We start from the raw sequence: 6586 nt of genomic DNA on the forward strand, positions 1-6586 counted from the left end.
CCGTGGCGTCGACCTACACCGAGAGCACCGGCACCCAGCTGCTCGACCACCCGGTCGAGACCGAACCCGTCCGGCCCCGGCTGCCCCGCCAGGCCCGCGTCGGCGCACCGCTGCTGGGCGTCACCGCGATGACCGCCGCCCTCGGCGCCACCGGCCTCGCCGCCGCCCCCGCCCAGGCCGCCGCACCGGCCCCGGCCCCCGTCGCCGCCGCCGACGAAGCCTCCGAGGGACTGCTCGCCGCGGACCCGGGCCTCGCCCTGGCCGCCCGCATCCTCCAGCAGGCCGACGGGCAGCGCACCGCCACCGAGGAGTCCGCCCGGGTCGCCGCCGCGCAGGAGGCGGAGGCCAAGCACGCCGACCGCCGGGCCGAGACCGCGCCCGAGACCGCGGCCGACCCCGTGGCCACCGAGGCCACCGCGGCCGGGGCCGAGGCCGTCCTGCCGGTCGCCGGCTACCGGCTGGCCGACCCGTCCGCCCAGCCCGGTGCGCACTGGGCCCACCTGCACACCGGCCTGGACTTCGCCGCCCGCACCGGCACCCCCGTCACCGCCGTCACCGCCGGCACCGTCACCTCGGCGGGCTGGTCCGGCACCTACGGCTACCGGGTCATCCAGACCCTCCCCGACGGCACCGAGCTCTGGTACTGCCACCTCTCCCGGATCGCCGCCCCCGCCGGCCGGGTCGCCCCCGGCACCGTCCTCGGGGCCGTCGGCGCCACCGGCAACGCCACCACCCCCCACCTGCACCTCGAAGTCCGCCCGGGCGGCGCCGCCCCCGTCGACCCCCTCCCCTGGCTGCACCACCTCGGCCTCCGGCCCTAGGCCCCGCCCGGGGCGGTGCGCGGCCCTCTCGCGCCCGGCCGCCCCGGCCCGCTCGGTACTCCCCGGCCCGCTCAGTACTCCTCGGGGGCCAGCTCCGGGAACTCCTCCAGCAGCAGCCGCGGCAGCCCCGGGACGGTCCACTCGCCGCACAGGTCGATCGCGGCCTGCGCCACTGCCTCCTCGAACTCCTCGAACGCGCCGGTGAGTTCGGCGGGCATCGGCAGTCCGCGGGCGTTCAGCTCGGCGAGGTTGCGGTAGCTGCGCCGCATCAGGCCCTGCTCCAGCAGCCGCCGGGCCCCGTCGGTGGAGACGCCGATCAGCAGCGGCCGTCCCGGCTGGTCCCAGTGGCCGTCCCCGTCCAGGCCGGGCACCCGGTCGAAGGCGGCGAAGCGCTCCTCCTCCGGGAGTTCGCGGAACGCCGCCAGCCAGGCCCGGACCGCACCGAGGTCCGCGGTCGGCACCCCGTCCGCGCGCAGCAGCAGGGCGTACAGCCGGGGCCAGGTCACCAGGTCGGAGCGGCGCAGCAGGGAGAGCAGCACCTCGCCCTGCCAGTCGGCCTCCGCGCGGAGCTTCTCCGCGCGCTTGGCGTTCAGCCGCCGGGCCGCCCGCTGCCACTCGATCAGCAGCCGCACCGCCGCCGGGTACGCCGCCGGGTCGCCGTCCGGCTGCACGTACAGGTGGAGCTGCTCGTAGAGCAGGTGCTCCAGCACCGGGGAGGTGAGTTCGGGAAGGCCCTCGTGCAGCCGGGCCCCGCCCAGCTCCAGCAGGGTCAGCACGGTCCGCACCGCCGGCTCGGGCACCGGGTCGAGCCCCGCCCCGTCCGCCCAGCTCAGCAGATCGGCGGCGCGGGTACGGGGGAGCAGGTGCAGGTCGTCGTCGTCCACCCCGGTACGGTAGCCGGTCCCCGGACCGGCGCCCGGTAGGGTCGGCGGCCATGGAGACCCTCCGGCTGCGCGGCCCCCGGCTCACCCTGCGGGAGTACCGGCACACCCCGGAGGAGGTGTCCGCCCTGCACGCGGTGCACGGCGACCCCGAGACGGTCCGCCACCTCCCGTTCGGGGTGCGGGACTTCGAGGACTGCGCCGACCAGGTCGAGCTGTACCTGGAGGCCGTCGAGGAGGAGCCCCGGACGCACTACCGGCTGGCCGTCGACGACCCGTCGGGCGAGCCGGTCGGCCAGGCCGCGCTCACCCGCGAGGACGGGCACGCGGCCCAGCTCGGCTGCGTCCTGCGCCGCGACACCTGGGGCCGCGGGTACGCCACCGAGGTCACCGCGCTGCTGTGCGCGCTCGGCTTCGAGACCCTGGGCCTGTACCGGCTGGCGGCCCGCTGCGACCCCGCCAACACCGCCTCGGTCCGGCTGCTGGCCCGGGCCGGGTTCCGGTACGAGGGCCGGATCCGGGCCGAGTCGCACCGGGACGGCGGGTGGCACGACGCGCTCCAGTACTCGCTGCTGGCCCCCGAGTGGCCGGGCCCGCCGTGGGCCGGGCCGTCGCGTCCGTAGCGCCTGTCGCGTCCGCTGCGTCCGTCGCGTCCGTCGCGTCCGTCGCGTCCGTCGCGTCCGGGGGAGAGCGGGCCGCAGGGCGGGACGGGGGTTAACCCCACCACGGATTCGGCAGCAGGCGTCATTACCCCGGCCGGGCCGCTGCGGCAGATTGGAGCACGTGCCCGGCACCGCCGACCGGCGGGGCCGCCCGACGACCCGAAGGACCGCGGATGTCCACCGCTGCGTACCCCGTCACCAGCCCCGGCGGCCACCTCGACCGGCCCGGGTTCTGGCGCGCCCCGTTCTCCCGGCGCACCTTCCAGCAGCTCGGTTACGTGCTCAGCGGGCTGCCGATGGCGGTGCTCGGCTTCGCCCTGGTCGTGCCGCTGTTCTGCGCCGGCCTCGGCCTCTCCCTCACCGCGATCGGCCTGCCCGTCCTCGCCCTGCTGCTGGCCGTCGCCCGCGGCCTCGGCGCCGCCGAGCGGCTGCGGATCCGCACCCTGCTGGGCGAGGAACTGCCCACTCCGCCGGAGATCACCGTCCGCCGGGAGGGCGTCTGGGGCCGGATCACCGGCCGACTGGCCGACCCGGCGGGCTGGAAGGCCGCGCTGCACCAGTTCGTCATGCTCCCCTGGGCGATCCTCAGCTTCACGCTCTCGGTGACCTTCTTCTGCCTCGGCTGGTCGCTCGCCCTGTTCCCGGCCTACCAGTGGGTGTTCGGCCGCTACACCCCCTGGGACGGCTACCGGGTCGCCGACTGGCGCGACTCCCACGGCGTCCAGCACGTCTACGAGCTCACCGAGCCCTCGCAGATCGCCGGCGTCTGCGTGCTCGGCCTGGTCTTCGTCCTCCTCACCCCGCAGCTGATCCGCGGCCTCACCGGCATCCACCGCTTCGCCGCCCGGGCCCTCCTCTCCGCCAACGACTGAGCCCGCAGCCGCCGTTCGCCCTCGCGGCCGTCGGCGGATTCCCCGGCCGGTGCCCGGTCCTCCCGGGGCCGGTCGGGTTTCCGCCGTCGGCCGTCCGAGCCCTGCTCTCCGCCGGTGGCCGAGCCTGCGGGTGCCGTTCGGCTTCCCGGTCGCCAGCCGACCCTTCGGTCGGGGCCCGGTCTCCCCGGGGTCGTGCGGACCTCCGCCGCCGACCGGTCGACGGCCGGATCTCCTCCCGCGTCGGTCGCGCCCCCGGCACCGACTGGACGTGCGACACCCCCGGGCCCGTGGTCGGATGACCACGGGCCCGGGCCGCACCCCGGGCCCGTCGAACGTCCGGAGGCCCCGCATGTGCCCGACCACCCTCGCCCGGCTCTCCCGGCCCGCGGAGGCTCCGCCGGTGCTGGTCACCTCCCGGCCGCTGGACGAGTACTGCGCCTGCTTCGGCCTCACCCGGGTCGAACTGGCCCGGCTGCCCGGCCCCGTCCTGGACTGCCCCGGCGGGGCCGCCGCGCTCGCCGCCGAGGCCCGCGCGCTCGGCTGCGAGGTGGTCGCCGCCGACCCGGGCTACGCGCTCGGCCCGCACCGCCTCGCCGCGCTCGCCGCCGACGGCCGGGCGACCATGGCCGCCGCCATCCGCCGCGACCCCCGCAGCCACCTGCCCGCCCTGCGCCGCCCCGAGAAGTACCTGCGCAGCTGGGACCGCGCCCGCCGGCTGTTCACCGCCGACGCCACCGCCCACCCCGACCGCTACGTGGCCGCCGCGCTGCCCCGGCTCCCGTTCGCCGACGGCACCTTCGCGCTCACCCTCAGCTCCTACCTGCTGTTCGCCTACCCGGCCGTCTTCGGCCCCGTCGAGCAGCTCCGCGCGCTGCGCGAACTCGTCCGGGTCACCGCCCCCGACGGCGAGGTCCGGGTCTTCCCGCTGTACGACGAACGCGGCCGGCGCTGCCCGCACCTGACCGAACTGCGCGCCGCGCTGCGCCACCACCGGATCGCCAGCCGCGTCCTGCGCACCGGTGCCACCGGCCGGGTGCTGGTGCTGCGCCCGGCCCACCCGCCGCGCCCCGGCTACCGCCCGGCCGCCCGCAGCGAGCGCACCGCCCCCAGGTAGGCGCCCACCGCGTCCCGGCTGCGGGCCAGGCACTCCGCCCGCTCCGCCAGTTGCCGGTACTCGTGCTCCAGCACCGCCAGCGTCTCCGGCGCGGCGTCCCGGACGTGGAACTGGCCGTCCGTCAGGCAGGGCAGCACGGTGCGGATGGTGCGGGTGGACAGGCCCGAGGCCAGCAGCGAGCGGATCTGCCGGACGCGCTCCACCAGCGGCTCCTGGTACTCCCGGTAGCCGTTCGCGGAGCGGCCCGGCTTCAGCAGCCCCTGCTCCTCGTAGTAGCGCAGCAGCCGGGGCGCCACCCCCGTCCGGGCCGCCAGTTCACCGATCCGCACCGGCTCCTCCGTCCGCCGTCCCCGGCCCGCCGGAAGGACTTGACTCTCACATCGATGTCAGAGTTCGACCATACCCGCATGGCAACCACCCCGTCCGCGCCCCGGCTGCGCTGGTCCCCGCTGCTGGCCCTGGCCACCGCGGCCTTCCTCGGTATCGTCACCGAGGCGCTGCCCGCCGGCGTCCTCCCCGAGATGGCCCACGACCTGCGGGTCGGCGAATCCGCGATGGGCCAGTCGCTGACCGGCTACGCCCTGGCCACCGGCCTGTCCGCGATCCCGCTGGCCCGGGCCACCGCCCACTGGTCCCGCAAGCGCCTGGTGCTGGCCGCCGTCGCCGTGCTGCTGCTGGCCGACGCCGTCACCGCGCTCTCCCCGTCCTACCCGCTCACCATGGCCGTCCGGATCGCCGCCGGGGTCGCCGTCGCCGCGATCTGGGCCGAACTCGTCGGCTACGCCCGCCGCCTGACCCCGCCCGCCCTGCACGGCCGGGCGATCGCCGTCACCGGCATCGGCGTCCCGCTCGCGCTCTCCCTCGGCATCCCGCTCGGCACCTGGTCCGGCCGGCTGATCGGCTGGCGGCCCACCTTCGCGCTGGTCGCCGTCCTCGCCGCCGCCCTGCTGCTGTGGATCGCCGCCGCCGTCCCCGACGCCCCCGGACGCCGCTCCGGCCGCCCCGAACCCGTCCGCGCCGCCCTGCGCCTGCCCGGCGTGCGGCCCGTGCTGTTCGTCACCGCCGCGTACGTCCTGGCCCACAACGTGCTCTACACCTACATCGCCGCGCTGCTCGACCACTACGGCGCGGCCGACCGCCGCGACCTGCTGCTGCTCGTCCTCGGCCTGGCCGCCGTCGTCGGGCTCGCCGCCACCGGCGCGCTGGTCGACCGGCGGCTGCGGCGGCTCACGCTGGCCGCCGGCACCGCGTTCCTCGCCGCCGTCGCCCTCCTGCTGCTGCCCGCGCCCGCCGCACCCCTGGTGCTGCTTGCCGCCGCGCTCTGGGGCCTCGGCTGGGGCGGCGCCGCCCCGCTGTTCCAGACCGCGGTGGCCGACGCCGGCGGCGAACGCGGCCAGACCCTGCTGGTCGCCACCTGGAACACCGCGATGGGCCTCGGCGGTGCCGTCGGCGGGCTGCTGCTCGACCTGGGCGGCCCCGGCGCGCTGCCCCCGTTCGCCCTCGCCCTGCTGCTGCCCGTCCTCGCCGTCACCGCGGCGGCCCGCCGCCACGGCTTCCCGCCCCGGCGCGGGGCGACGGCCCCCGGGACCCCCGGGACCTCCCGGACCTCCGAGAACGCAGACGGCCCGCGGGCTGCTCCTCGGACCGTCCCGCTGGGGACGGCGACCGAGGCACCGGGGATGTGCCGGTGAGCCCACGGGCCGGGTGACTGCTGGAAATTCGCCTGAGCCGGAGACCGAACGGCCTCACCGCTGCGCAGGCAGGGGCGGCTCTAGCGAGCAGCCACCTCACGCATCCTGAAAGAACTCAACTCAGGATCACCTCCTTTCAGTGTGCCGCCACCATAGGCACCGCCCGCCGGGAGAGGCAACGGATTTATTCGGCCGACCTTCCGACCGACCGTCCGGCCGACCTCCGGGCGGACACGGCGAAGGCCCGGAGGCGTTGCCTCCGGGCCTTCGTGCTACTGAGTAGCGGGGACAGGATTTGAACCTGCGACCTCTGGGTTATGAGCCCAGCGAGCTACCGAGCTGCTCCACCCCGCGTCGGTGAACACCACCCTACCCCATCACGGGACGCGCCCGTCACACCGGCGAACGGCAGCACCTCCAGACACACGGCGAAGGCCCGGAAGCGATGCTTCCGGGCCTTCGTGCTACTGAGTAGCGGGGACAGGATTTGAACCTGCGACCTCTGGGTTATGAGCCCAGCGAGCTACCGAGCTGCTCCACCCCGC

Annotated in this window: 7 protein-coding genes and 2 tRNA genes; 5 read left to right on the top strand and 4 right to left on the bottom strand. The window is 76.6% G+C overall.

The window, feature by feature from the left end; translation table 11 throughout:
- The first annotated feature begins 2 nt into the window (after positions 1-2).
- A complete protein-coding gene (locus ACIQVD_RS24325) occupies positions 3-821 on the top strand; it encodes a M23 family metallopeptidase (protein ID WP_402291671.1) in 819 nt (272 codons plus the stop codon).
- 71 nt (positions 822-892) lie between these two features.
- Here the strand turns inward: ACIQVD_RS24325 and ACIQVD_RS24330 are convergent, their stop codons facing one another.
- The gene (locus ACIQVD_RS24330) at positions 893-1705 is read right to left on the bottom strand and encodes a hypothetical protein (RefSeq protein ID WP_400691850.1); all 813 of its coding nucleotides are present in this window, start codon (positions 1703-1705) and stop codon (positions 893-895) included.
- Between the two features lie 50 nt (positions 1706-1755).
- Here ACIQVD_RS24330 and ACIQVD_RS24335 point away from each other — a divergent pair, with 50 nt between their 5' ends.
- The 3 genes from ACIQVD_RS24335 to ACIQVD_RS24345 all read left to right on the top strand — a co-directional run bounded on the left by ACIQVD_RS24335 (position 1756) and on the right by ACIQVD_RS24345 (position 4350).
- Entirely contained in the window at positions 1756-2325 is a 570-nt protein-coding gene (locus ACIQVD_RS24335) for a GNAT family N-acetyltransferase (RefSeq protein WP_402291672.1), read from the top strand.
- Positions 2326-2537: 212 nt separating this feature from the next.
- On the top strand, positions 2538-3236 hold the full coding sequence (locus tag ACIQVD_RS24340; RefSeq protein ID WP_402291673.1) for a sensor domain-containing protein: 699 nt from the start codon (positions 2538-2540) through the stop codon (positions 3234-3236).
- A 349-nt stretch (positions 3237-3585) separates the two neighbouring features.
- Positions 3586-4350, top strand: a complete 765-nt coding sequence (locus ACIQVD_RS24345) for a class I SAM-dependent methyltransferase (RefSeq protein WP_402291674.1) — start codon at positions 3586-3588, stop codon at positions 4348-4350.
- Here the strand turns inward: ACIQVD_RS24345 and ACIQVD_RS24350 are convergent.
- Positions 4308-4679: a MerR family transcriptional regulator gene (locus ACIQVD_RS24350; protein ID WP_400691838.1), complete on the bottom strand. Its 372-nt coding sequence runs from the start codon at positions 4677-4679 to the stop codon at positions 4308-4310. The two genes, ACIQVD_RS24345 and ACIQVD_RS24350, sit on opposite strands and share 43 nt — an antisense overlap.
- Before the next feature lie 78 nt (positions 4680-4757).
- On the opposite strand from ACIQVD_RS24350, the gene ACIQVD_RS24355 reads away from it, so the two are divergent.
- Positions 4758-6041: an MFS transporter gene (locus ACIQVD_RS24355; RefSeq protein ID WP_402291675.1), complete on the top strand. Its 1284-nt coding sequence runs from the start codon at positions 4758-4760 to the stop codon at positions 6039-6041.
- A gap of 280 nt (positions 6042-6321) precedes the next feature.
- Here ACIQVD_RS24355 and ACIQVD_RS24360 read toward each other — a convergent pair.
- Positions 6322-6395, bottom strand: a tRNA-Met gene (locus tag ACIQVD_RS24360).
- Between the two features lie 118 nt (positions 6396-6513).
- Positions 6514-6586: transfer RNA gene (locus tag ACIQVD_RS24365), tRNA-Met, on the bottom strand.

It is taken from the genome of Kitasatospora sp. NPDC090308 (assembly GCF_044769485.1).
Classification (GTDB): Bacteria; Actinomycetota; Actinomycetes; order Streptomycetales; family Streptomycetaceae; genus Kitasatospora; species Kitasatospora fiedleri.